The organism is Arthrobacter sp. NPDC055585, assembly GCF_053619115.1.
On sequence record NZ_JBSHIT010000007.1, the window covers coordinates 89,369 to 113,898 of the forward strand.

General features: G+C 65.3%; 21 protein-coding genes. 14 read left to right on the forward strand and 7 right to left on the reverse strand.

Features of this window, described 5'->3' with window-relative positions:
- Positions 1 to 4: 4 nt before the first annotated feature.
- A complete protein-coding gene (locus tag ACWGQ2_RS12870; RefSeq protein WP_452017847.1) occupies positions 5 to 2,029 on the reverse strand; it encodes a M3 family metallopeptidase in 2,025 nt (674 codons plus the stop codon).
- A gap of 111 nt (positions 2,030 to 2,140) precedes the next feature.
- On the opposite strand from ACWGQ2_RS12870, the gene ACWGQ2_RS12875 reads away from it, so the two are divergent.
- Both ACWGQ2_RS12875 and ACWGQ2_RS12880 read left to right on the forward strand, forming a co-directional pair.
- On the forward strand, positions 2,141 to 3,394 hold the full coding sequence (locus tag ACWGQ2_RS12875; RefSeq protein ID WP_452017849.1) for a CapA family protein: 1,254 nt from the start codon (positions 2,141 to 2,143) through the stop codon (positions 3,392 to 3,394).
- A 274-nt stretch (positions 3,395 to 3,668) separates the two neighbouring features.
- Positions 3,669 to 4,211, forward strand: coding sequence for a dihydrofolate reductase family protein (locus ACWGQ2_RS12880; RefSeq protein ID WP_452017851.1), 543 nt, complete (start codon positions 3,669 to 3,671; stop codon positions 4,209 to 4,211).
- A gap of 728 nt (positions 4,212 to 4,939) precedes the next feature.
- Here ACWGQ2_RS12880 and ACWGQ2_RS12885 read toward each other — a convergent pair.
- Entirely contained in the window at positions 4,940 to 5,680 is a 741-nt protein-coding gene (locus ACWGQ2_RS12885) for a type 1 glutamine amidotransferase (RefSeq protein ID WP_452017853.1), read from the reverse strand.
- On the reverse strand, positions 5,677 to 6,945 hold the full coding sequence (locus ACWGQ2_RS12890) for a MurT ligase domain-containing protein (protein WP_452017855.1): 1,269 nt from the start codon (positions 6,943 to 6,945) through the stop codon (positions 5,677 to 5,679). The genes ACWGQ2_RS12885 and ACWGQ2_RS12890 overlap by 4 nt, the downstream gene beginning before the upstream one ends.
- Positions 6,946 to 7,011: 66 nt before the next feature.
- On the opposite strand from ACWGQ2_RS12890, the gene pdxT reads away from it, so the two are divergent.
- The 9 genes from pdxT to ACWGQ2_RS12935 all read left to right on the forward strand — a co-directional run bounded on the left by pdxT (position 7,012) and on the right by ACWGQ2_RS12935 (position 17,045).
- Positions 7,012 to 7,719 carry a pyridoxal 5'-phosphate synthase glutaminase subunit PdxT gene (gene pdxT / locus ACWGQ2_RS12895; protein WP_452017857.1) on the forward strand — a complete coding sequence of 236 codons (708 nt, stop codon included), beginning with the start codon at positions 7,012 to 7,014 and terminating at the stop codon, positions 7,717 to 7,719.
- A 3-nt stretch (positions 7,720 to 7,722) separates the two neighbouring features.
- Complete coding sequence (locus tag ACWGQ2_RS12900) at positions 7,723 to 8,478, forward strand: YebC/PmpR family DNA-binding transcriptional regulator (RefSeq protein WP_452017859.1); 756 nt, start codon at positions 7,723 to 7,725, stop codon at positions 8,476 to 8,478.
- 7 nt (positions 8,479 to 8,485) lie between these two features.
- Positions 8,486 to 9,094 (forward strand): crossover junction endodeoxyribonuclease RuvC, encoded by a 609-nt coding sequence (gene ruvC / locus ACWGQ2_RS12905; RefSeq protein ID WP_452017861.1) that lies wholly within the window; start codon positions 8,486 to 8,488, stop codon positions 9,092 to 9,094.
- A gap of 84 nt (positions 9,095 to 9,178) precedes the next feature.
- Complete coding sequence (ruvA, locus tag ACWGQ2_RS12910; protein ID WP_452017863.1) at positions 9,179 to 9,808, forward strand: Holliday junction branch migration protein RuvA; 630 nt, start codon at positions 9,179 to 9,181, stop codon at positions 9,806 to 9,808.
- 1 nt (position 9,809) lies between these two features.
- Complete coding sequence (gene ruvB, locus ACWGQ2_RS12915) at positions 9,810 to 10,889, forward strand: Holliday junction branch migration DNA helicase RuvB (RefSeq protein WP_452017865.1); 1,080 nt, start codon at positions 9,810 to 9,812, stop codon at positions 10,887 to 10,889.
- 176 nt (positions 10,890 to 11,065) lie between these two features.
- Positions 11,066 to 11,542, forward strand: coding sequence for a preprotein translocase subunit YajC (gene yajC / locus ACWGQ2_RS12920; RefSeq protein ID WP_452018140.1), 477 nt, complete (start codon positions 11,066 to 11,068; stop codon positions 11,540 to 11,542).
- A gap of 88 nt (positions 11,543 to 11,630) precedes the next feature.
- Positions 11,631 to 13,475, forward strand: a complete 1,845-nt coding sequence (secD, locus tag ACWGQ2_RS12925; protein ID WP_452017867.1) for a protein translocase subunit SecD — start codon at positions 11,631 to 11,633, stop codon at positions 13,473 to 13,475.
- On the forward strand, positions 13,475 to 14,494 hold the full coding sequence (gene secF, locus ACWGQ2_RS12930; protein WP_452017869.1) for a protein translocase subunit SecF: 1,020 nt from the start codon (positions 13,475 to 13,477) through the stop codon (positions 14,492 to 14,494). Before secD ends, secF begins: the two co-directional genes overlap by 1 nt.
- A gap of 124 nt (positions 14,495 to 14,618) precedes the next feature.
- Positions 14,619 to 17,045 (forward strand): RelA/SpoT family protein, encoded by a 2,427-nt coding sequence (locus ACWGQ2_RS12935; RefSeq protein WP_452017871.1) that lies wholly within the window; start codon positions 14,619 to 14,621, stop codon positions 17,043 to 17,045.
- A gap of 14 nt (positions 17,046 to 17,059) precedes the next feature.
- On the opposite strand, the gene ACWGQ2_RS12940 is transcribed toward ACWGQ2_RS12935, so the two are convergent.
- From ACWGQ2_RS12940 to ACWGQ2_RS12950, 3 genes are all read right to left on the reverse strand, one after another.
- Positions 17,060 to 17,710 (reverse strand): hypothetical protein, encoded by a 651-nt coding sequence (locus ACWGQ2_RS12940; protein WP_452017873.1) that lies wholly within the window; start codon positions 17,708 to 17,710, stop codon positions 17,060 to 17,062.
- 104 nt (positions 17,711 to 17,814) lie between these two features.
- Positions 17,815 to 19,299 (reverse strand): DUF349 domain-containing protein, encoded by a 1,485-nt coding sequence (locus ACWGQ2_RS12945; protein WP_452017875.1) that lies wholly within the window; start codon positions 19,297 to 19,299, stop codon positions 17,815 to 17,817.
- Between the two features lie 175 nt (positions 19,300 to 19,474).
- Positions 19,475 to 19,759, reverse strand: a complete 285-nt coding sequence (locus ACWGQ2_RS12950; protein ID WP_452017877.1) for a hypothetical protein — start codon at positions 19,757 to 19,759, stop codon at positions 19,475 to 19,477.
- 202 nt (positions 19,760 to 19,961) lie between these two features.
- Here ACWGQ2_RS12950 and hisS point away from each other — a divergent pair, with 202 nt between their 5' ends.
- The 3 genes from hisS (at position 19,962) to ACWGQ2_RS12965 (ending at position 23,296) form a co-directional block, all read left to right on the forward strand.
- Positions 19,962 to 21,305, forward strand: a complete 1,344-nt coding sequence (hisS, locus tag ACWGQ2_RS12955; protein WP_452017879.1) for a histidine--tRNA ligase — start codon at positions 19,962 to 19,964, stop codon at positions 21,303 to 21,305.
- A gap of 63 nt (positions 21,306 to 21,368) precedes the next feature.
- Positions 21,369 to 22,373 carry a TIGR03557 family F420-dependent LLM class oxidoreductase gene (locus ACWGQ2_RS12960; protein ID WP_452017881.1) on the forward strand — a complete coding sequence of 335 codons (1,005 nt, stop codon included), beginning with the start codon at positions 21,369 to 21,371 and terminating at the stop codon, positions 22,371 to 22,373.
- Positions 22,370 to 23,296, forward strand: coding sequence for a coenzyme F420-0:L-glutamate ligase (locus ACWGQ2_RS12965; protein WP_452017883.1), 927 nt, complete (start codon positions 22,370 to 22,372; stop codon positions 23,294 to 23,296). Before ACWGQ2_RS12960 ends, ACWGQ2_RS12965 begins: the two co-directional genes overlap by 4 nt.
- Before the next feature lie 192 nt (positions 23,297 to 23,488).
- On the opposite strand, the gene ACWGQ2_RS12970 is transcribed toward ACWGQ2_RS12965, so the two are convergent.
- A partial coding sequence (locus ACWGQ2_RS12970) for an S-layer homology domain-containing protein (RefSeq protein ID WP_452017885.1) occupies positions 23,489 to 24,530 on the reverse strand: 1,042 nt, incomplete at its 5' end.

Here is a 24,530-nt window from a genome sequence, read left to right on the forward strand (position 1 = left end):
GTTTTCAGGACAGGCCCCGGCGTTCCAGCAGGGGAGCGAGGTCCGCATCCCGTCCGCGCAGGTTGCGGAAGGACTGCAGCGGATCCTCGGAGTAGCCCTTCGAAAGCAGCTTGCTCCGGAACGCCTCACCGTTTTCACGCTTCAGCCCGCCGTTCTCGGTGAACCACTGAACCGTGTCGGCGTCGAGCACTTCGCTCCAGATGTAGGAGTAATAGCCGGCGGAGTAGCCTCCGGCGTAGATGTGCTTGAAGTATCCGGTGCGGTACCGCGGCGGAACCAGGGCCGGGTCGATTCCCGCCTCGATCAGCGCCTTGTGTTCGAAGGCCTCCGGATCCGCTACGGGGTCCTGGCCCGGGGGAAGCATATGCCAGGCCCAGTCCAGTAGGGTGGCGCCGAGGTACTCTGCGGTCCGGAAACCCTCGCCCCAGAGGGAAGCGTTTCGGATCTTCTCCAATGTGCCGGCAGGCAGCGGCTCGCCCGTCTGGTAATGCCGGGCGAAGTTCGCAGCCACCTCGTCGTCCAGCATCCACATCTCGTTGACCTGGGACGGATACTCCACGAAGTCGCGCGGCACTGCCGTTCCGGAAAACAGCGGGTACCGGACCTGTGAAAACAGGCCATGCAGCGCGTGGCCGAATTCGTGGAAGGCGGTGACGACCTCGTCAAAGGTCAGCAGCGCGGGTTCGCCCTCGGCCGGCTTGGAGATGTTCAGGTTGTTCACCACGACCGGCTGGTGGCCCAGCAGACGGGACTGGGAGACGAGTTCGTTCATCCAGGCTCCGCCGCTCTTGGTGTCCCGGGTGAAGTAGTCGCCCAGGAACAGGCCCAGCCCGGCCCCGTCTTCGTCCCGGACTTCCCAGACCCGGACGTCGGGGTGGTACCCCGTAAGGTCATTCCGCTCGGTGAAGGTGATGCCGTAGAGGCGGTTGGCTGCGTAGAACACGCCGTCATGCAGGACCCGTTCAAGTTCGAACCAGGGACGCAGTGCCTCAAGGTCTACGGCATATTCATCGCGCCGGACCTGCTCGGAGTAGTACGCCCAGTCCCAGGGCTGGAAGTCGTCGATCCCGTCACGTGCCGCAGCAGCGCGGAGCTTTCCGGCCTCTGCCCCGGCGTTGCGGACAGCCGGGGGAACCAGTTTGGCGAGCATCTCTTCGACGGCACCGGTCGTGGGTGCGGTCTGGTCCTCCACAGCGTAGGCTGCGTGATTTTCGTACCCGAGCAGGGCTGCACGGTCAGCGCGCAGGGCGGCAATCTCGGCTGCTGCCGCCAGCGTCGAGTTCTCGTTGTCCCGGAACCCGCGGTGAACCGATGCCTCGAAAAGCCGCTGCCGGACGTCCCGGTTCTTCAGCTTCGCGAGGGCGGGCTGCGGGGTCGGCAGGATGAGGGTCAGCAGGTACTTGGCGCTGGAGCCGGCCGCCTGGGCCGCTGCCGCCGCAGCCGCTACGTCGTCGGAGGAAAGACCTTCGAGTTCCGCTTCGTCGTCCAGCTCGAGCGCCGAGTCATTCGTGTCCGCGAGCAGCCGCTGGGAGAACGTGGTCCCCAGCTCGGACAAGCGGGTGTTCAGCTCCCGCATCCGTGCCTTGCCGGCGTCGTCCAGGGCCGCACCTGCACGCACAAAGCGGCGGCGGTATTCCGCAAGCAGGCGGGCGGACTCCTCATCCAGGCCTTCGGCGGATATGGCGTTCACACGCTCGAAGAGGGCTGGATCCTGGTAGATGCTGTCCTGGTGCGCCGAAAGCCGCGGACTGATTTCCTGCTGCAGGGCCTGGATCTCATCCGTCGCATGGGACATCACCGCGTTGGAGAACACGGACACCGTCCGGGCCAGGACCTGCCCGGAGGCCTCCAGCGCCGCGATCGTGTTTTCGAAACCGGCCGGTTCCGGATTGGAGGTGATGGCACCAATTTCGGCCAGCTGTTCCTCCATTCCCGACTTGAACGCCGGGAGAAGATCAGCGGTGGTTATGGCTGCGAAATCCGGCAGGCCATACGGCAGGGTGCTTGGCGAAAGTAGTGCGTTGCTCATGGGAATAAAGACTTTCACAGCGTAGCCTGCTCAACCAGCCGACGGGCCGCGTATGCTCATCCCTGGTCGGATTGGACCGGCACGCGGCTTGACGCAAACACACTCGGGGGAATGATGAACGGACACCGCCCACTGGCTTCCCGCAGCGGACAGCTCCTGGCAGCGCTGGTACTGGCTTCCTCGCTGGTGCTTGGCGCGTGCAGCGCGGCATCCGATGAGGTCCGCGAATCTCCCTCTGCTGCGGCGTCGTCCGCGTCGTCCTCCGCAGAGCCCGCGCCCGAACCGTCTGCGACGCCGGGCACCCGCCTGGAGTGTCCCGGGCTTCGCTGCACAACAGTGATGCTTGCCGGCGACCTGTTGGTGCATCCTCAGCTCTGGGACCAGGCACGGGTCGATGCTGCGGCAACGGGAAAGCAGCCGCTGGACTTCGAGCCGCTGCTTGAGGGCATGCGCCCCTACGTTTCCGGCTCGGACCTCGCCGTCTGCCATATGGAGACCCCGGTTGCCGAGGCGGACGGTCCGTATGCCGGCTACCCGATGTTTAACGTGCCGCCGCAGATCCTGACCGCTGCCGCCGCCGTCGGCTATCAGGCCTGCACTACGGCGAGCAACCACACCGTCGACGCCGGAACCGAGGGGCTGAACCGCACCCTCGCCGTCCTTGACTCGCTGGGTCTGGAGCACACGGGCTCCTACGCGACCGAAGCGGACTCCGAGATTCCGCTCATTCTGGATACCTCGGGTGCGCGGATCGGTGTCATTCAGGCAACCTACGGGCTGAATGGACTCACGGCCGACTATCCCTGGCAGGTGGACATGCTCGACGCCGAAGACATGATCTCCCGGGCCCAGGCCGCCCGGGAGCAGGGTGCGGACATTGTGATCGGTGCGGTCCATGCCGGCGAAGAGTACGCCTCGATGCCGAACTCCCAGCAGACCGAAACCGCCCATGCCCTGGCGGACAGCGGCGCGTTCGACCTGATTTACGGCCACCACACGCACTCGGTGCTGCCGATCGAGAACTACAACGGAACGTGGATTGTGTACGGCCTAGGCAACGCGGTCACCGAGCTTTCGCCGTGGTACGCGGTGAACAACGAGGGCCTGATTGTCCGGGCGCAGTTCGTTCAGGAGAACGACGGCGCCGACTGGCGGGTCAGCGACCTCGCCTGGGCGCCGTCGGTGATCGTGCGGGACCCGTACCGCTGGTGCTCGGTGGCTGCTGACCTGCCGCAGGGTGCGTGTGCATCCGAGGCGCAGCAGGCGGAGGTTCGGCGGCGGACGATCTCCGTGGTGGAGTCCATGGGGGCAGGCGAGGACGGGGCGCATGAGTGGCTGGTGTCCGAGGACGTTTCTGCGCGCTAATTCTGTGCGGTGTGGGCTTGCGCCCGGCGGCTTGGGCCCCCGGGCTTGGGCCCGGCGGGCGGGCCGGAACGGCGGCAACGAAACTCTTTGCTCGCAGAGCACGCTTCGAGTATTAAAGCCGCCTAACCCGGCCCGGCTGCCGGTTGGTGACGTTGGGTTCCCAGCCACTTCGTGGACTGCGCGTTCAGGGTTCCCGGGGAGGCTGGACGTGCAGCGGATCAGGCGGTAGAACGGCCAGCACGACTGATGGCCGACCGCAGGTGAGGAGTTCGTCATGGCGAAGGTGCTGATACATGCAACGGTGACGCTGGACGGGTATATGGCGGATCCGGAAGGCGGCGTGGACTGGATGTTCGACGTCGATGCGACGGACGAGGACACCGCACTGGTGAGCCGGGTCGTCGGGGAGGTGGGCGCCGTCGTCGGCGGGGCCAACCGGGCCCGGACTGTCGAGGACGGGGAAGAACCCTACGGCGGTCTGCCGGGAGTGCCGGTTTACCTGATGACACATCAGGCACAGGAACCCGTGGTGAAGGACGGTGTTACGTACACGTTCGTGGTCGATGACATCGCGGGGGCCGTGGAGCGGGCCAAGGCCGACGCCGGTGAGAAGGCAGTGAGCCTGCTCGGCGGGAGGATCTCACGGCAATGCCTGCAGCGCGGGCTGGTGGACGAGATTCAGCTGCATGTGGTGCCGATACTGCTCGGTGCGGGCATCTCACTGTTTGGCGGGCTGGACCAGCGGGTGAATCTGGAGCTGGTCGAGGACGCGTCGTTCGGTGACGGGGTGCATCTGCGGTATCGGGTTGTTCGTTAGTTTCCGTCCGTGCGTCCGTGCGTCCGTGCGTCCGTGCGTGGGGCCCGCCGGGCGGGCCGGAACGGCGGCAACGAAACTCTTCGCTCGCAGAGCTCGCTTCGAGTATTAAAGCCGCCTAACCCGGCCCGTCCGGCGATCGATGGTGCGTCACCTTCGGAGCGATGTGCCGAGGTTCCCACGCAGCGTTACGGTGTTGCCTGGTGGGGTCACAACTGCCACAGGGGTAACGACGGCCGGGAATCCAGGACCGGGTGGAGTGGAGGGTGGTGCTCCAGGACCGAGGGAGTTTGCAGCGTTTCCCACTCATCGTTGCGCATGGGGCCGGTGGGATCACGGCCGTCCCACCGGTAACCACGGGTGGGAACGTGCGCGAATGGAACCGAGACACGCCGTCTGGCTGGTTCAGGGAAGGGGACAGGATTGTTCGGGGAGATAACGCGGTCTTGAGGGAAGGCAGCCGAACCCTCGATGAGTTACTGCCGCTAAGAGGGCTTCATAGGGACGTTTGCTCCCCAAAGGATGACGGGACGCCAAAGACCGAGAGTCCTCGAAGGTTCGCAGTAGGACGCGGCCACGGTTTCCACGGTTCCCACTCACCGTTACGGGTGGTAATGGTGGGGTCACAACTGCCACAGCGGTAACGACGGCTGGGAATCCCAGGCCCCAGCTAACGGCGTCGGATGCAGTTGGCGGCCGGCCACCCAGGCGAGGGAGCGGGCCGGCAGAAACTACCGGGGACGGTTGGCAGCGTGGGAACGGGCCAGCTCGGAGAGGCGGGCGAGCTCGGCAAGGTCCGCATCGGACACCGGAGCCGGATCGTAGCAGCCGTAGCGGCGGGTGACGGCCTGTTCGATCAGGAAGTCCGCAATGGCCGGGTTCTTGGGAAGCAGCGAACCGTGCAGGTAGCTGGCCACCACGTTCTGGTAGCGGGCACCCTCGGTGTCGTCCTTGGAATTATTGCCCTCGCCCTTGCGAACCAGTGCCAGGGGCTTCGCATCCGGACCCAGGAAGGTCTGGCCGCTGTGGTTCTCATAGCCGTGGATCTCGCCGAACTCTTCACTAACGGAAAGCACGTTGCCGATCAGCCGGTCCGGTCCGCCGTGGGTTTCGATGTCCAGGACACCGATGCCGGGGATGAGGACGCCGTCGTGCGTTTTGAAGAAGCGGCCAAAGAGCTGGTAGAGCCCGCAGATCACGAGCATCGGGAGGCCGTCATCGGCGAGAGAACGCAGCGTGGGTGCCAGTGCCTGCAGATCCTGCTGGATCACCACCTGTCCGCTGTCCTGCCCGCCGCCGCCGACGATCAGGTCGGCGTCGGAAGGGAACTCGTCGCCCGGGTTGTACTCGGTGACCACGGGGTTGTAGCCCTGCCACTTGAGGCGCTGCTTCAGGACCAGGACGTTGCCCCAGTCGCCGTAGATGTTCATGTCCCGCGGATACAGCTGGACAATGTGGATGTCCCGGCTCATGAGACCACCTCAACCTTCGTGATCTTGGAGAGTTCGCGCCGCACGGCAAGCATGGCCGTGTACGTGCAGAAGATGCGCATGGGTTGTGTGCCGGCGCCGGAAATGAACCTGGCGAGTGCATCCGGAATGTCCGGCATCACCTCGCGCACCGGAACGTCGTCGTACTTCAGCCGCAGCGCCATGTCATAGGCGCGGACGCCGGTCACCATGTCCACGCCGCCGGAGAGGGTCTCGAAGTCCACGTCCCAGAGCCAGGACATGTCCCGGCCATCGGCGTAGTTGTCATTGATGGCGATCATGGTGGCGTAGCCGTGTGCGGCGAAGGACTTCAGGCCCAGGCGGAACCCGGAAGGGTTCTTCACCAGCACCAGTTCCAGCGGCGCGCCGTTGACGGTCAGGGACTCGCCCCGGCCAAAGGCAGGTTCAACATTGGACAGCGACTCGAACAGCGCTGTCCGGTCTGCCTTGGCGCCCAGGATCTGGCGGGCGAAGGTCAGTGCGGCGGCAGCGTTGAAGACGTTGTACACACCGCGCAGCTTCAGCCCGGTGGTGGTGGGCGTACCGTCAACGAGGAAGTCCGCCTCGGTCTCGGCAACGCGGGTAAGAACGACGTCGGCGGGCTGGGCTGCGGCGATCGCTTCGGAGCGGGAGCCGCGCATCTCGTCGTCGTTGGGGAACGTGCTGCGCAGTGACGCGTCCAGGCCGAAGTAGGCGACCTTGGGGCCGGAGAGGGATTCCGCAATGGAAGCCACCCGCGGATCCTCGCGGTTCAGGACCACCGTTTCAGTGGTGGCCCGGGCGATCTGCTCCAGCAGCCGGGTGGTCTTGTCGATCTCGCCGAAACGGTCCAGCTGGTCGCGCAGGACGTTCAGCAGCAGGGCATAACGGGGCTGGATGAGTTTGACGAAGTGCACGGCATGCGCCTCGTCCAGCTCCAGCACCGCGATGTCCGCATCCAGGCGGCCGCGCAGGTCCACCTCGCCAAGCAGTGCAGCGGCCACGCCGCGGGTGAAGTTGCTGCCCGTCCGGTTGGTAAAGACTTTCAGGCCCTGGCCTTCCAGCAGCTCAACAACCATCTTGGTGGTAGTTGTCTTGCCGTTGGTCCCGGAGACTACGGCGACGCCGAGCGGCAGGGTGGAGAGCGTGCGCCGGATGAAATCCGGGTCGATCTTCTCCACAACGAGGCCGGGGAGGGCAGAGCCCCCGCCGCGCAGCCGTGAGGCGCCGCGGACCAGTTTGCCGACCAGAATGGAGAAAGAACTCATGGATACCGAATATATCCCACCGTCACGAACCGGTTCGGGAAGCGCCGGGCAACCTAGAATGATCCAATGACCGAAATCACGCCACAGGGCCCTGCGGCACCGCTGGTGGGAGTGCTGGCACTTCAAGGCGGAGTCCGCGAACACGTTCAGGCTCTGGAAGCTGCCGGGGCCCGGACCACACTGGTGCGCCGCCCGGCGGAACTGGACGCCCTGGACGGACTGGTGCTGCCCGGCGGTGAGTCCACAACGATTGACAAGCTGATGCGGCTGTATGGAATCGCCGAGCCGGTGCGGGCCAGGATTTCCTCCGGATTTCCGGTTTACGGCTCCTGCGCCGGCATGATCCTTTTGGCAGACAGGATTACCGACCCGGCGCTGGACGCCGCCGGGGAACCGCAGCAGACGCTGGGCGGGCTGGATATAGTGGTGCGGCGCAACGCGTTTGGCCGCCAGCGCGAGTCCTTCGAGACCAGCCTTCCGTTTGAAGGACTGCAGTCCCTGCCCAGCCAGGATCCTTCCCGGCAGGCTGATCCCGTGAACGCAGTATTTATCCGCGCGCCGTGGGTGGAGAAGGTAGGCTCCTCCGTGCAGGTCCTGGCGCAGGTCCCAATGGACGACGGCGGACCTGACGCTGGAAATGGCACGGAAGATTCAGTCGCTAGAATTGTCGCAGTGCGTTCGGGAAAACTGCTGGCCACCTCATTCCACCCGGAAGTAACGGGGGAGCGCCGCATCCACGAACTATTTATCCAGATGATCAGAGGAGACGCGTAAAGCATGTCGGGCCACTCGAAATGGGCAACCACCAAGCACAAAAAGGCCGCAATTGATGCCAAGCGTGCCAAGTCCTTTGCCAAGCTGATCAAGAACATCGAAGTTGCAGCGCGTGCCGGCGGTGCCGACATGGCTGGCAACCCCGGACTTGAACTCGCCGTGCAGAAGGCCAAGAAGACCTCTGTGCCCAATGACAACATCGACCGCGCCATCAAGCGCGGAGCCGGCCTGACCGGCGAAGTCGTCGACTACACGGAAATCATGTACGAAGCACGCGGACCCCAGGGATCCGCCGTGCTGATCGAGTGCCTCACGGACAACAAGAACCGTGCCGCATCCGAGGTCCGCCTGGCTATCACCCGCAACGGCGGCTCGGTTGCCGACCCCGGCTCGGTCTCCTACATGTTCAACCGGAAGGGCGTTGTCTCCCTGCCCAAGAAGGAACTCACCGAAGACGACCTGCTGATGGCTGTGCTCGACGCCGGTGCTGACGAGGTCAAGGAATCCGGCGACAACTTCGAGATCCACTGCGATCCCACGGACCTGCGTGCCGTGGTGGCGGCCCTCGAGGAAGCCGGCATCGAATACGAGACCGATGAAGTCGAGTTCGTTTCCTCCATGCTGGTGGATCTGGAAGCCGACGCCGCCCGGAAGTTCATGAAGCTTGTAGACGCCCTGGAAGAACTGGACGACGTCCAGAACGTCTACTCCAACGCCGACATCTCCGCGGACGTTTTCGCGCAGCTCGAAGAAGACTGAGCACCGCGTGCCTCTCCGGGTCCTGGGTGTTGACCCGGGACTGACCCGCTGCGGACTGGGCGTAGTCGACGTCGAAGGTAACCGGCGCGCCACCATGGTGGCCGTGGGGGTTGCCGGAACGGTGGCCGGAACCGCCCTCGATGCGCGGCTGCTGGCAATTTCCGAAGCGATTGAGCTCTGGCTGGATACGCATTCCCCGGATGTACTTGCCGTGGAGCGCGTATTCAGCCAGCTCAATGTCAGCACCGTTATGGGCACAGCCCAGGCTTCCGGCGTCGTTATTGCCGCTGCCGCCCGCCGCGGGATTCCGGTGGCCCTGCATACCCCCACCGAGGTGAAGGCGGCCGTGACCGGGTCGGGGTCGGCCAACAAGGAAGCGGTGGGACGGATGGTCACCAAGATTCTGCGGCTCACCGAAATGCCGCGTCCGGCCGACGCCGCCGATGCCCTCGCGCTGGCTATCGCGCATGCCTGGCGGCGCGGCGCTGTGGGACCGGGCCAGGCTGCCACCCAGGGATCGGCGTCTTCGGGCGGTGGACCGGCCGCTTCGGGGCTCACCCCCGCACAGCGGCTGTGGGCGGAAGCAGAAGCCAAAGCGAAACGCCCCCGCTACTAAAGTTCCGGCAAACCGGGGCCGGGACAGTAGGCTGTTCGTAGATATGTTCTATTTTGTTCCCGGATCAACGCACGGAGTTTCCCCATGATCGCCTCCCTACGCGGCGTCGTAACCTACGTCGGCACTGCCTCCGCCGTTCTTGACGTCAACGGCATCGGCATGGCCGTGCAGGCGACTCCACAGACCCTGATGTCCCTGCGGACCGGAGCCGAAGCGCTGCTGCACACGGCACTTATTGTGCGCGAGGATTCAATGACCCTGTTCGGCTTCGCTGAACCGGGGGAGCGTGAAGTTTTCGAAACGCTGCTCGGGGTCAGCGGAGTGGGCCCCCGCATCGCCCTCGCCGTGCTGGCCGTCCATACTCCGGAAGCTGTACGGATCGCTGCCTCCACAGGGGATGACAAGGCCTTCAGCAAGGTTCCCGGGATCGGGCCCAAGGGTGCGCGGCGGATCGTGCTGGAGCTGGCGGACAAGCTGGTTCCGCTCGGCACCGAGGAAGCCCCGGCCGGCGTACCTGCCTGGAACGATCAGGTTCTCTCCGCCATGACCGGACTGGGCTGGTCGGAAAAGGACGCTGCCGCCGCAGTTGAAGCCACGGCCGCAGAACACCCCGACGCAGCCGCTGCCGGCAACGTGGCAGAAATCCTGCGCCTGACCCTGCGCCGCCTGGGCCAGGACGGCGCCCGTGCGCGGTCCCCGCAGCGGGCAGGCTAGCGTGGCAGCCTCCGAAGCGCTGACCGCAGCTGCCCCCGACCCGGATGACAAGGCCATTGAAGCAGCCCTGCGGCCAAAGAACCTCGATGACTTTGTAGGCCAGAAAAGGGTCCGCGAACAGCTTTCCCTGGTCCTGGAGGCCTCCCGCCTGCGCGGACGCAGCGCTGACCATGTGCTGCTCTCCGGACCTCCCGGGCTGGGCAAGACCACGCTGTCCATGATCATCGCAGCGGAGATGAATGCGCCGCTGCGCATCAGTTCGGGGCCGGCGATCCAGCATGCCGGAGACCTGGCGGCCATCCTTTCCTCCCTGACGGAAGGGGAGGTGCTGTTCCTGGATGAAATCCACCGGATGTCCCGTCCGGCTGAGGAAATGCTCTACATGGCCATGGAGGACTTCCGCGTGGACATTGTGGTGGGCAAGGGAGCCGGCGCCACAGCCATTCCCCTGGACCTGCCGCCGTTCACCCTCGTTGGCGCCACCACCCGCGCCGGCCTGCTTCCCGGCCCGCTCCGTGACCGGTTCGGCTTCACCGGGCACCTCGAGTTCTACTCCACGGCTGAACTTGAACTGGTGCTTCGCCGCTCGGCCATGCTGATGGACATGAAGGTTAACTCCGCCGGGTTCGCCGAGGTTGCAGGCCGCTCCCGGGGAACACCCCGTATTGCCAACCGCCTGCTGCGGCGGGTGCGTGACTGGGCGCTGGTCCACGGCATCGACCAGATCGATGCCCGCTCCGCCGGGGCTGCGCTGGATATGTATGAGGTGGACGAGCGCGGCCTGGACCGGCTGGACCGGTCCGTGCTGCATGCTCTGGTGACCAAGTTCGGCGGGGGACCGGTGGGTCTGTCAACCCTTGCCATCGCCGTCGGCGAAGAGCCGGAAACGGTGGAGACCGTGGCGGAACCCTACCTGGTCCGCGAGGGCCTGCTGGGCCGCACGCCGCGCGGCCGCATTGCCACCCGCGCGGCCTGGGAACACCTTGGTCTGCGGATGCCCGACGCCGCTGCCCAGCTCATCCCCGAGGCACTGTTTACGGGCGAGGCAGCACCTGCGCCGGGGGAGCCCGGCCAGGACTGAGCAGCTTCTGCCCCGGGATGCATTCGGCGGCAGATGACTGCACAATGAAAAGCAGGCGGAAACTTAAGCGCCCGGTGAGGCGTTTTCCCCTTAGACTGTTTTGACGTCCGCTCCGCCGGTGCGCTGATTCCGGCATACCGATACATACCGCAACAGAAACGGAACCCTTCGTGTTCTTGAATGTCTTGGCCCAGACGACCACCGATACAGGCGCTCAGGGCGGTTTTTCGCTGTCCAGCCTCCTGCTGCCGCTTCTGCTTGGTGTGTTCATCTTTATGATGTTCCGCAAGCAGAAGAAGACCCAGAAGACCATCCAGGAGCAGCGCACCCAGATGGTTCCCGGAACTGAGGTAATGACCCAGTTCGGTCTCTTCGGCACCATCGTTTCCGTGGACCAGGAAGAGAATAAGGCTGTCCTGGAACTTTCTCCCGGCAACACCGCCACCATCCACCTGCAGGCGCTGACCAAGGTTGTCTCTGCCCAGCCCGAAGAAACCGAAACCGAGGACGCCGTCGTTCCGGATGATGCATCTTCGCTTACCGGTGAGATTGCGCAGGAGCGTCCGCGTGATGCCGCTGCCGAGGCGCCGCAGGATGAGACCCCGGACGAAACGCTCAAGCGCCTCGACCGTGAGAACAAGAAAGACAACTAGACTCTCCGAGGACCTGCGGGCAAGACCACTGACGCAGGCCCGCCGGATCCACCTGTCTCCGGCGATTACGCCCTAAAGGAAAACCCCTATGCCTCGAACCGGCTCCGGCCCGGCAGCAAAAAAGACGCTCATTTGGCTGGGCGTCCTTTTTGCTGCCCTGGCCCTTTTGCTCGGCGGCGGCTCCATGTGGAGCAACGCCAGCTGGACTCCCAAGCTCGCCCTTGACCTCGAGGGCGGCACCCAGATGATCCTTGCCCCCAAGGTGCAGGGCGGTGATTCGCAGATCAGCCAGGAGCAGCTGGACCAGGCTGTGGAGATCATCCGCCAGCGCGTGGACGGCAGCGGCGTCTCCGAAGCTGAGATCACCACGCAGTCCGGCCGGAACGTCGTCGTTTCGCTTCCGGGCACGCCCACGGCCGAGACCCGGGCACTGATCCAGGCCTCGGCTGCCATGGAGTTCCGCTCCGTCATCATGGGCGGACCGGGCCAGGCACCCGCGGCGGAAACGCCGACCCCGGACGAGGCGCTGCCCCAGCCCACGGCTGAACCGGAAAACGGTTCGGACATGAACTGGGTGACCCCCGAGCTGTACAAGGAGTTCGAGTCCACGAACTGCCTGGATCCCGCTGCGCTCGAAGCTTCGGTCGAACCTGCTCCGGCAGACAAACCGATGGTGGCCTGTGAGCCGGGCACCGCCGGCAAGTACATCCTGGGGCCGGTGGAAGTTCCCGGTTCAATGCTTGAAGACGCCAGCTTTGGCATGGCACAGGGCGGCCAGGGCCAGTCCCTGAACGAATGGGCCGTGAACCTGGACTTCAACGGCGAAGGCACGGAGAAGTTCCGCGCCGTCTCCGAGCGGCTGCTCGGCTTCGGCGACGGCTCCCCGCAGAACCAGTTCGCCATTGTCCTGGACGGACAGGTCATCTCCGCCCCGTCCATGAACGTCCTGATCACTGACGGCAATGCCCAGATCACCGGACAGTTCACGCAGGAAACCGCCAAGGCGCTCTCCGAGCAGCTGAAGTACGGTGCCCTGCCCATCAGCTTCGACATTCAGAGCGAGCAGCAGGTTTCCGCCACGCTGGGCGCCGACCAGCTCCGTATGGGCCTGATCGCCGGTGTGATCGGCCTGATCCTGGTTGCCGTGTACTCGCTCTTCCAGTACCGGGCGCTCGGCTTCGTGACCATCACCTCGCTGATCGTCGCAGGTATCCTGACCTATCTGGCCATCGCGATCCTCGGCTGGTCACACAACTACCGGCTCTCGCTGGCAGGTGTTGCGGGCCTGATTGTGGCCATCGGCCTCACCGCCGACTCCTTCATCGTCTACTTCGAGCGCATCCGCGACGAGCTGCGCGACGGCAGGGGCCTGGTCTCCGCCGTCGACAACGGCTGGAAGCGTGCCAAACGCACCGTGCTGGCATCCAAGGCAGTGAACCTGCTCGCCGCCGTCGTGCTGTACTTCGTGGCGGTGGGCAACGTGCGGGGCTTCGCCTTCACCTTGGGCCTGACCGCAATTGCCGACTTGCTCGTCGTCTTCCTGTTCACCCACCCGGTGATGGTGCTGCTGGCCAAGACCAAGTTCTTCGGCAAGGGCCACAAGTGGTCCGGGCTGGACGCAACCCGCCTGGGAGCTGTGCCCGTGTACCGCGGTGCCGGACGCCTGCGCGAGCCGGCAGCCGCTGACGCGGACAACGACGCCGCTGCCCCTGCTCCTGCGGGCAAGGCCGCCGGTGCCTCCAAGGCAGCGAGCACCGCCAAGACCAAGAACAAGGGTGCCGCCCGCGAGGCTGAGCGCCGCATGACCATCGCTGAGCGCCGGGCAGCTGCGGAGCGCAGCGGTAAAGACACATCCGACAAGCCCGGTGAGGCAGAGGATAAACAGGATTCAATGGCAGGCTCCGGCCGCGACGCGGAGAAGGAGGGCAACTGATGGGTAAGCTTCCCGCGTTCGCCAGGTTCGGCAATGAGCTCTACACCGGCAAGCGGTCCTACAACTTCGTGGGCCGCTACCGGCTGTGGTTTATGGTTGCCGCTGCCGCCGTCCTCCTCTCCATTCTGATTCCGGTCGTCAAGGGCGGTTTCAACCTGGGCATCGATTTCCGCGGAGGCTCGGAATTCACGGTCTCCGGCGTCCAGGACACCTCGGTGTCCGTGGGCGAGGAAGCCGTGAACGAAATTGTCTCCGGCTCCGACCCGCGGGTGACTAACATTTCCCCGGGCACCATGCGCATCCAGACCGAGGAACTGAGCGACGACCAGACGCTGGCCGTCAAGACCGCCCTGGCCGAGGGCTACGGCGTCAATGAGGACCAGGTGACCTCCACGTTCATTGGCCCGACCTGGGGCAATGACGTCAGCCGTCAGGCCCTGATCGGCCTTATTGTCTTCGTGGCCCTCGCGGCCCTGCTGATGGCGCTGTACTTCCGGACCTGGAAAATGTCCCTGGCCGCAATTACCGGCCTGGTGGTGGTCATGATCGTCACTGCAGGGCTGTACGCGCTCAGCGGATTTGAGGTGACGCCGTCGGCCATCATCGGTTTCCTGACCGTCCTGAGCTATTCGCTCTATGACACGGTGGTGGTCTTCGACAAGATCCGGGAGAACACGGCCAACCTGGAGAAACAGACCAAGCGGACCTTCGCGGAACAGGTAAACCTGGCCGTGAACCAGACGCTGGTGCGCTCGATCAACACCTCCGTTGTAGCCGTCCTGCCCGTCGCTTCGGTGCTGTTCATCGGTGCCTACCTGCTCGGCGCCGGCACCCTGAAGGACCTCTCCCTGGCGCTGTTCATCGGCATCATCCTGGGCACCCTGGGAACCCTGTTTGTGGCCGCACCGCTGTACGCCTGGCTGCGCCGCCGCGAGCCGGAGATCGTGAAGCACAGCAAGCGGGTTACTGAGCGGCGTGAGCACGAGGCTTCGGCCGCAGCACCCGCAGCCGCCACCTAAGTCCCACACCGCTTTGCTTCCGCCGGTTCCGTTACTCCCGTCAGGGGAAGAACGGAACCGGTGGTGTAAGTGCAGCAGTCCGGGGGCATAGACTGGGCAGATATCTGGAAAGAAAGGGCAGCAGTTGGCCGAGAGCGCGACGCCTGCCGAAAGCGCAGGAAAAGACCGGGAGAATAACTCTGTCCCGGGAACGGTGAACTCCCCGGAGAAGGGTTCGGGCAGCAAGACGCCTGCGGCAGTCCAGGTTAAACCTGGGCCCGGGCAGGAACTCACCCCTGCCCCGAAGCCTGCGCCCAAACCTGCCCCGGTCCGGCGGCACGGAACCCGGGCCCGGCTGGCCCGCCTGGCCGGACGCGGCACCGCCTACTCACCGATGCTCGAACCGCTGCTGCGCACGGTCCGCGCCAGCAATCCGCGCGAGGACCTGGATCTCATCCAGCGGGCATACCTGGTTGCTGAACGCTGCCATGAGGGCCAGAAGCGCAAGAGCGGCGACCCGTACATCACCCATCCGGTTGCCGTCGCCACCATCCTTGCCGAGCTGGGAATGACCGGCACCACCCTCGCGGCCGCCCTGCTGCATGACACGGTTGAGGACACCGCCTACTCACTGGATGAGCTCCGCAGCGAGTTTGGCCCGGAAGTGGCCATGCTGGTGGACGGCGTCACCAAGCTGGACAAGGTGACCTTCGGCGATGCCGCGCAGTCCGAGACTGTTCGCAAGATGGTCGTGGCCATGGCCAAGGACATCCGCGTGCTGGTGATCAAGCTGGCGGACCGCCTGCACAACGCCAGGACCTGGCGCTTCGTTTCCCCGGAGTCTTCGGCCCGGAAGGCGCGGGAGACACTGGAAATCTTCGCTCCGCTGGCACACCGGCTGGGTATGAACACCATCAAGTGGGAACTTGAAGACCTTTCCTTCGCGGCACTGCATCCGAAGGTGTATGACGAGATTGTCCGCATGGTGGGGGACCGCACTCCGGAGCGGGAGAAGTACCTGTCCACCGTGCGCAGCCAGATCGCCGAGGACCTGCACAGCGTCAAGATCAAGGCCACCATCACCGGCCGCCCCAAGCACTACTACTCGATCTACCAGAAGATGATCGTGCGGGGCAAAGACTTTGATGACATCCATGACCTGATGGGCGTACGGGTGCTCGTGGACTCGGTCCGCGACTGCTACGCCACCCTTGGTGCACTGCATGCGCGCTGGAACCCCCTGCCCGGGCGGTTCAAGGACTACATCGCCATGCCGAAGTTCAACATGTACCAGTCACTGCACACCACAGTGATCGGTCCCGGCGGCAAGCCCGTCGAAATCCAGATCCGCACCCACGACATGCACCGCCGCGCCGAATACGGTGTGGCCGCGCACTGGAAGTACAAGGACGGCGCGAAGAACGGATCAGCCGCTCCGGACAATTCGGACATGGGCTGGCTGCGCTCCCTGGTGGACTGGCAGCAGGAAACCTCGGACCCGGATGAGTTCCTCGATTCACTGCGCTTCGAGATCAACGCCCGCGAAGTCTTTGTGTTCACCCCCAAGGGCGAGGTTATGGCCCTGCCCGCCGGGTCAACTCCGGTGGACTTCGCTTACGCCGTCCACACCGAAGTGGGCCACCGGACCATCGGCGCGCGTGTCAACGGCAAACTGGTTCCGCTGAACAGCGAGCTCCAGCACGGCGACTGGGTGGAGATCTTCACCTCCAAGGCCGAGGGCGCCGGCCCCAGCCAGGACTGGCAGGGCTTCGTCAAGAGCCCCCGGGCCCGGAACAAGATCCGCCAGTGGTTCACCAAGGAACGCCGCGAAGAGGCGATCGAAAAGGGCAAGGACCTGCTTACCCGCGGCATGCGGAAGCAGAACCTGCCGCTGCAGCGGCTAATGACCCACGACGCGCTGATCGCCGTGGCCCAGGAACTGCACCATCAGGACATCTCGGCGCTTTACGCCGCCGTCGGTGACGGGCACACCTCGGCGCAGAACGTCATCGAGCACCTGGTCTCCCTCATGGGCGGACACCAGGGTGCCGAGGAGGATCTTGCGGAGACCCCGGTTTCCTCAGCCAATGCCAAGCGGCCCAAGTTCTCCGACTCCGGCGTGACCGTCCGCGGCGTCGGCGACGTCTGGGTGAAACTTGCCCGCTGCTGCACCCCGGTGCCGCCGGATCCGATTATTGGGTTCGTGACACGCGGTTCGGGTGTCTCGGTGCACCGCACTGACTGCCGCAACGTCCAGGAACTGCGGGACCAGCCGGACCGCATTGTGGCCGTGGACTGGGCACCGACGCAGTCCTCGGTGTTCCTGGTGGAAATTCAGGTGGAAGCACTGGACCGGAAGTCCCTGCTCTCCGACGTCACCCGGGTCCTCTCCGAAAACCACGTGAACATCCTCTCGGCGAGTGTGAACACCTCCAGCGACCGCGTGGCGATGTCCAAGTTCGTCTTTGAGATGGGCGATCCCAAGTACCTCAGTCACATCCTCAGCGCCGTCCGGCGGATCGACGGCGTCTACGACGTCTACCGGACCACCGGGGACCAGCGCCGGGTATAGGGACCTGCGCCGGGTTATCGCCCGGCTGCCTCGCCTGCCGGCAGCTCCGCTTTCGCCTGCTCGAATTCAACCTGATCGACGGCGGCCAGCGCGCGCCGGGTCCCCGGGATGCGGTGGCCGCCCTGAAGCAGTGTGCGCAGGTACGCAGGCCGGCAGTTCAAGCCGGGGCCGGCGGCCATGGCGAGCAGCACCGGAACTGATTCCTCCGGCGCGAAATGCAGTGCGACGTCGTACGCGGTCCGCAGCGGGCCCGTCAGCGGCACGGGTCCCAGCCGGGTCCGGTCGGCCGGGCCCAGGGCCACTTCATGCAGCACGGCGCCGCTGAACGGCGGCAAGGCTGTACTGCGCCGGCGGAAGTCGGTCAGCAGTGCCAGCCGGTCCGGTGCCGGCGCGCAGCCGTAAATCCAGGCGGCAGTGAGCCAGCCAAAGGCGTAGCGGCCGCGTACCGGCTGCGGCAGGCTGTTCTGCGCCGCCAGGGCGCGTGCCAGCGGGGAGGCCTGCACATCCCAGCGCAGGAACGTTGAGCCGTACACGTGCGTCACCAGTCCGTCCCGGCACATGCCCTGCAGCTCCGGAAGGGTGAAGACGCCGCCGGCGTGGAAGATAGCGCCGCCCGTGGACGTCACCTCGGGGATGCCGCCGGGATCCGGGCAGGGGAGGATCATTCCCCAAGACTTCCTGCCTGCCGGGAAAAGCGAAAGGCCCGGACCCCGCCTGTGGAAAAGCGGGGTCCGGGCCTGTGGTGCCTAGTGTCTGGGAGACCTACTGCCTAGGAGAAGTCCTGGGCCGAACGGCGAAGGGTCTCGAGCCACTGCTCGCGAGCCTCAAGGGCTTCACGGGCGTTGGCGATCTTCTTCGCGTTGCCGTCCTTCTCCGCTGCAGCGAGTTCCTCGCGCAGGGTGGCGATTGCAGCCTCGAGCTGGGTCAGCGCGCTGTTGGTGCGTGCCTTCGTCTCGGGGTTGCTGCGCTGCCAGTGCTCGTCCTCGGCTGCCTTCACGGCTTCCTCGACCTTGCGGATGCCGGCTTCCATGCGGCCCATGTCAGCGCGGGGAACCTTGCCTGCCTCTTCCCAGCGGTCCCGGATGGACTGCAGGGCCTTGCGGGCAGCGTTCAGGTCCGTGACGGGAAGGATTTCCTGGGCTTCCTTCAGCAGGGCTTCCTTGACCACGAGGTTGGCAGCGAACTCTTCGTCGATGACTTCGTTGGCAGCCTGACGGGCAGCGAAGAACTTGTCCTGCGCGGCACGGAAACGGGCCCACAGGGCGTCGTCGTCCTTGCGGCTGGCGCGCTTGGAAGCTTTCCATTCGTCCATCAGATGGCGGTACTCGGCGGCCGTGTTGCCCCAGTCCGTGGAATCAGAGAGCGCTTCGGCGCGGGCAATCAGTGCTTCCTTGGCGCGCTTGGCCTCGGCGTTCTCATTGTCCAGCTGGGAGAAGTAGGCGCGGCGGTGCCGGTCGAAGACGGTGCGTGCGGAGCGGAAACGCTTCCACAGCGCATCTTCGTTGCTGCGTCCCAGACGGGGGCCGTTCTTCTGCGCTGCCTTCCACGCTTCAAACAGCTCGTTCATCCGGTTGCTGCTGGTCTTCCACTGGATGGTGGCAGGGTCCTTGGCAGCGATCTCTTCGGCTTCGGCCACGATTGCTTCGCGGGCAGCGAGCTCACGGGCCCGGACAGCCTCCGCTTCGGCGCGCTCGGCTGCCTCGGCGGCCTTGATCCCGGCCTGCAGCTGGGCGATGCGGGCATCCAGTGCCAGCACATCGCCGACCATCTTGCGCTCTGCCACCTGGGCAGCCAGGTGCTTCAGGGTCTTGTGCATGTCTGATGCCGGTGCCTTGGCGGCAATGCGCTGTTCCAGCAGGATCACCTGACTGACGGCGTCGTCGTACTTGCGCACGAAGTAGGCCAGTGCTTCCTCGCGGGTGGCATCGGGGTACTGCCCAACGGGGAATTCTTCGCCTTCAACGATCAGGAAGACGTGTCCGTCCTCCTCGACGCGGGCAAACTGCGCGGCTTCGTCAAGCGGAGTTGTGTGCGCAGCGGGAGCAGCCACTACGGGTGCCGGCGCAGCGGCTCCGGGACGCGGGGCTGCCGGAGCGGGCGCCGGACGCCGGGCCGCAAATGCTGCAGGGCTGGGGGCTGAGGGCCGCTGGGTTTCCGGAACGTTCCCGGTGGTTTCGTCGGATTTCTGACTGTCTGTCACCGCTAAAAGTCTTTCACTCGATGGATGGCCGCTGAGCGAATCCCGCAGAGCCATTACTTCAGGGTAAACGAATCTCTCGTCACCGGGTTGAAGGCTGTCCGTACCGGGCGCCGTCTGCCGCGCCGTCGGCGGCAAAATGTTCCCGGAACTTCAAGCCCTGACGTTACCTTACCCATTATCGGGTACCCGCCGGTCTCCTGCGTTATTACGGAGTCCCTGCGCAGCCGGGTCATGGGCCGGGCGACGGGGAAGCCTGCTCCGGGGACGGAGCCGGGGCGCTCTGCTCGATCCGTGCCTGGTCCCTGAGCTGTTCCAGGTCATCTGCGGTGGGGTTGGAAGAGAACCAGAAGACCTGCAGCGCCACCGTCAGCGCCAGGACAAGCATTCCGGCCGCTCCCGCAAAGGCGTTGTCGCGAAGCCGGCGGCGGCGGAGTTCGCGCTCGAACGCCTCTCTGGCCTCCATGCGGACCCGCAGCTGCCGGGCGGTCCGGTTGTTTTGGTTGGCGGCTCTCACTGCCGTCCTCCTGGGGTAGGGAATGCGGAATGGGTGCTTCGGGCCCTGGAACCCTGCAATGGCGGTCCGGAGCCCGGGAACAGCTAAAATGGGTGCCGCACACAGTTTAGGCACGCCGCCTGTGTGTTTTCCCAGTCTTTGGCCCGCCGCGCGCTGCCCCGCGCCGCGCAGCTGGCCGCCTGATCCCTAAGGAGTCTGCCGCATGGCACGCAAGGCCTCACTGTCCGGTTTCCCTGAATGGCTACCGCAGGAGCGCCTCGTTGAACTCCATGTGCTGGACGTACTGCGCCGCACCTTTGAACTTCACGGCTTCGCCAACATCGAAACCCGTGCGGTGGAAACCGTTGGACAGCTGCTGCGCAAGGGCGAAATCGACAAGGAAGTCTACGCGCTGAGCCGGCTGCAGGCGGAGGAGGGGGACACCCCGGCCAAGCAGGACCCGAACCAGCTTGCCCTGCACTTTGACCTGACGGTTCCGTTTGCACGCTATGTGGTGGAGAACGCCGGACACCTGGCCTTCCCCTTCCGCCGTTACCAGATTCAGAAGGTCTGGCGCGGAGAACGCCCGCAGGAAGGCCGCGCCCGCGAGTTCACGCAGGCGGACATTGACGTGGTGGGCGACGGCGAACTGCCGTTCCGGTACGACGTCGAGCTGGCGCTGGTCATTGCCGAAGCACTCGGAGCCCTTCCCATCCCGGATTTCCGGATCCGCGTCAACAACCGCAAGCTGGCCGAAGGCTTCTACCGCGGCATCGGGCTGGAAGACACCGCCGGTGTGCTGCGCAGCATCGACAAGCTGGAAAAGGTCGGTGCGGAGCGGGTCGCCGAACTGCTGCAGGAAGAACTCGGTGCCACCGCGGAGCAGGCCTCCCTGGCGCTGGAGCTCGCCTCCATCCGCACGGATGATGTGTCCTTCGTGGAGCAGGTCCGTGCCCTCGGGGTTAACAACGAGCTGCTGGACACCGGCCTGGACGAGCTGGAACAGGTCATCGCCGAAGCCGCCCGCCGTGCCCCGGGCAAGGTCATCGCGGACCTGTCGATCGCGCGTGGACTGGACTACTACACCGGAACTGTCTATGAAACGGTGCTGGTTGGCCACGAACAGCTCGGGTCCATCTGCTCCGGCGGCCGCTATGATTCCCTGGCCTCCAAGGGCAACAGGACCTTCCCCGGCGTCGGGCTCTCCATCGGTGTCACCCGGCTGGTGATGCGCATCCTCAGCCAGGAATTCGCCGAGGCCAGCCGCTCGGTTCCCACCGCCGTCCTGGTAACCCTGGCCGACGACGAGTCATGGTCCGCCGCACAGGACGTCGCCGCGGCGCTGCGCGGGCGCGGCATCGCCGTCGAAGTGGCAGCCAAAGCCGAGAAGTTCGGCAAGCAGATCAAGTACGCGGACCGCCGCGGCATTCCGTTTGTCTGGTTCACCGCCGAAGACGGCACCCACGAGGTCAAGGACATCCGTTCCGGCGACCAGGTCCAGGCCGATCCGGCCGTGTGGACCCCGCCCGCCGAGGACCTCCTTCCTCAGGTCACCGCGCGCGGCTGAATTTAGCACGCCCGAAACACGCCGTTCCCCGGCGGGGTATCTTTGCTGGCCTATAGTGGCTGCATGAAAACCCCGTTGCGGATCGGCTATGCGGCCATGCTCGAGCAGTTCCACCCCACTGAGGCCGTGGGACTGTCCGCCTACGCCGAGGAACACGGCTTCTCCGGCGTCATGGCGGCGGACCATTTCCAGCCGTGGGTTCCGGCGCAGGGACAGTCGGCGTTCGTGTGGAACGTCCTCTCTGCGCTGGGGGAGCGGACCAAGGGAGACATTGGGCCCGGGGTTACCGCACCCACCTTCCGCTGGCACCCGGCAATGGTGGCGCAGGCGTCCGCCACGCTGGCTGCGATGTACCCGGGCCGGCACTGGCTGGGCCTGGGATCCGGCGAGGCACTGAACGAGCACATCACCGCCCAGTACTGGCCCGAGGCACCGGAACGCATCAACCGGATGTTCGAAGCCATCGAGATCATTTCCAAGCTCTTCGCCGCCTCACTGGCAGGCAAGGACGTGCGGCACAGCGGCACGTTCTACAAGATGGAATCCACCCGCCTCTGGACCATGCCCGAAGTTGCCCCGGAGATCCTCGTGGCCACCGCCGGGCCGGTAACGGCCAAGCGCGCGGGAAAGCATGCCGACGGCCTGATTACTGTGGGTGCGCCGCTGGAGAAGATTGAAGGCCTTTTTGCCCGGTTCGACGCCGGTGCCCGCGAGGCCGGCAAGGATCCGGACACAATGCCCAAGGTCCTGCAGCTGCACATGAGCTGGGCGCCCACGTACGAAGAGGCCCTCGCCAACGCCATGACCGAATGGCCCAACGGCGGCATGAAGTTCCCCAAGGCGGACATCCGCTCGCCCTTCGAGCTGGAGCAGATGGCCCGCCTGGTGCGGCCCGAGGACTTTGACGGACGGCTGCTCATTTCCGAGGACCCGGACGTCCACCGGGCGTACATCCAGAAATTCCTGGACCTCGGGTTCGACCGTGTCTATCTGCACAATGTGGGACGTAACCAGCGCGACTGGATCGAAGTATTCGGTGCTTCAGTACTGCCGGAGCTGCACCGGTGACTCTGGAAGACCTTCGGCCCGGTACCAGCCACGCTCCGGCTGCCTCGGGCACCCTGGTGCTCACCCCGGTGCGCGGCATAGGGGAAATCCAGCCCGGAGACGACCTGGTGAAGATCATCGGCGCAGCCTGCGGACTGGACCTGCGGGACGGAGACATCCTGGCCGTGACGTCCAAGATCGTTTCCAAAGCCGAAGGCCGCATTCTGGACGCAGGGCTCCGCGACGACGCAGTGGAGCAGGAAACCGTCCGTGTGGTGGCCACCCGGGAACATCCCGGCGGTGTCACCCGGATCGTCGAGAACCGGCTGGGTATTGTCGCCGCGGCTGCCGGCGTGGACGCCAGCAACACTCCGGACGGGACCATCCTGCTGCTTCCCGCCGATCCGGACGCCTCCGCCCGGGACCTGTGCCGGGGGCTGAAGCGGGACTTTGGCGTGGACATCGGCGTCGTCATCACTGACACGCTCGGCCGTCCGTGGCGCCAGGGGCAGACCGACGCGGCGATCGGTGCCGCCGGACTGAATGTCCTGCTGGACCTGCGCGGCACTCCCGATGCTTCCGGCCGGCCCATGTCCGCCACTGTCTCTGCCGTGGCCGATGAGATCGCTGCGGCTGCAGACCTGGTTAAGGGCAAGGCGACCGGGTTTCCCGTAGCCCTGGTGAGAGGGCTCGAGCCGCTGGTTAAGGCGGATGAGGACACGGTTGGTGCCAGGGCACTGCTCCGTCCGGCGGCTGAGGACATGTTCAGGCAGGGAAGCGCGGAGGCGTTTGAGGACGGCCGCCGTGCGGGCACACGGACCGGTTACAACGCCGGGTACGACGACGGCCACGCGGCAGGCTACGAAGACGGCTATGCGGCGGGGTATGCCGCAGCTGCATCTGAAGCGCGGCGGCGGGCGCGCAGCACGGGCAATTCCCGCTGATTCCGGCTGGATGGCGCCGACGCGGCTTTGAAAACGTAGCCCGCCGACGGGACCGGCGGTGAGCCCGCCACCTTTCGGACTGCCGCCTGCCGGCGGACAACGGTGACGCCGGCGTAGAAGAGAAAGGCCTCCCGGAATACTGCTGGTTCAGCAGGCTTCCGGGAGGCTCATTTCGTGTATCCGCTTTTTCTGTTACTTCCCGAAACGGGCGTCATAGCGGAACATAAAGGCCGCCATCGCGTCACGGTTGATAGCGGTTACCGGGCGGAAGGCAGCCTTGCCGTTGGCTTGCTTCCAGCCCGTGGAAATTCCCGTTGAGGCGAGCCAGGAAATTTCCTTGTAGAACTGGTTGCCCGTCGCCACGTCCGTGAAGGCCGATTTCCCGGGCGCGTTGTAATCAGGCGAATCGGCAAAACGGTACATAAACGCTGCCATGGCATCACGGTTGACCGGCTGAAGCGGCCGGTACGTGCGGGAACCATTGGCTTCTACCCATCCTGTGGATATGCCTTCCGAAGCCAGCCAGGTGATCTCACGGTAGAACTGCGTGCCGGGCGCAACATCCTTGAAGGGCGACTTCTTGGGCGGCGTGAAGTCCGGGCTGCCGGCCAGACGATACATGAAGGCTGCCATGGCATCACGGTTGACCGGCTGAACGGGCCGGTACGTGCGGGTGCCGTTGGCTTCCTGGTAACCAGTCGAGATGCCCCGCGAGGCCATCCAGGAGATCTCGTCGAAGAACTGGGCTCCTTCAGGGACATCCGTGAACGGCGGCTTGGGCTTCGCGATTTTGCTGGTGGGGTTGGAGCGTTTGGTGGTGGTGGCGTAGCCGGGTTTGGTGCCGGTGGTTTCGACGCTGATGGTGGTTCCGGCGTCGTCGGCGGTGAGGGTGTAGGTGGTTGCGGTGGCGCCCTTGATGGGGGTGGTGCCGCGCAGCCACTGGTAGGTGAGGTTTACCGGTGCCGGGGCCCAGGTGCCGGGTGTGGCGGTGAGGGTGGAGCCGACGGTGGTGGTGCCCTTGATGGTGGGGGCCGGTGCGGTGAGGGTGGCTGTGCCGATTTTGCTGGTGGGGTTGGAGCGTTTGGTGGTGGTGGCGTAGCCGGGTTTGGTGCCGGTGGTTTCGACGCTGATGGTGGCTCCGGCGTCGTCGGCGGTGAGGGTGTAGGTGGTTGCGGTGGCGCCCTTGATGGGGGTGGTGCCGCGCAGCCACTGGTAGGTGAGGTTTACCGGTGCC

Bases quoted from the DNA above. Each gene is read 5' to 3' on its own strand.
- ACWGQ2_RS12870 (WP_452017847.1), bottom strand. From the start codon at position 2,029: ATGAGCAACGCACTACTTTCGCCAAGCACCCTGCCGTATGGCCTGCCG.
- ACWGQ2_RS12875 (WP_452017849.1), top strand. From the start codon at position 2,141: ATGATGAACGGACACCGCCCACTGGCTTCCCGCAGCGGACAGCTCCTG.
- ACWGQ2_RS12880 (WP_452017851.1), top strand. From the start codon at position 3,669: ATGGCGAAGGTGCTGATACATGCAACGGTGACGCTGGACGGGTATATG.
- ACWGQ2_RS12885 (WP_452017853.1), bottom strand. From the start codon at position 5,680: ATGAGCCGGGACATCCACATTGTCCAGCTGTATCCGCGGGACATGAAC.
- ACWGQ2_RS12890 (WP_452017855.1), bottom strand. From the start codon at position 6,945: ATGAGTTCTTTCTCCATTCTGGTCGGCAAACTGGTCCGCGGCGCCTCA.
- pdxT (WP_452017857.1), top strand. From the start codon at position 7,012: ATGACCGAAATCACGCCACAGGGCCCTGCGGCACCGCTGGTGGGAGTG.
- ACWGQ2_RS12900 (WP_452017859.1), top strand. From the start codon at position 7,723: ATGTCGGGCCACTCGAAATGGGCAACCACCAAGCACAAAAAGGCCGCA.
- ruvA (WP_452017863.1), top strand. From the start codon at position 9,179: ATGATCGCCTCCCTACGCGGCGTCGTAACCTACGTCGGCACTGCCTCC.
- secD (WP_452017867.1), top strand. From the start codon at position 11,631: ATGCCTCGAACCGGCTCCGGCCCGGCAGCAAAAAAGACGCTCATTTGG.
- secF (WP_452017869.1), top strand. From the start codon at position 13,475: ATGGGTAAGCTTCCCGCGTTCGCCAGGTTCGGCAATGAGCTCTACACC.
- ACWGQ2_RS12940 (WP_452017873.1), bottom strand. From the start codon at position 17,710: ATGATCCTCCCCTGCCCGGATCCCGGCGGCATCCCCGAGGTGACGTCC.
- ACWGQ2_RS12945 (WP_452017875.1), bottom strand. From the start codon at position 19,299: ATGGCTCTGCGGGATTCGCTCAGCGGCCATCCATCGAGTGAAAGACTT.
- hisS (WP_452017879.1), top strand. From the start codon at position 19,962: ATGGCACGCAAGGCCTCACTGTCCGGTTTCCCTGAATGGCTACCGCAG.
- ACWGQ2_RS12960 (WP_452017881.1), top strand. From the start codon at position 21,369: ATGAAAACCCCGTTGCGGATCGGCTATGCGGCCATGCTCGAGCAGTTC.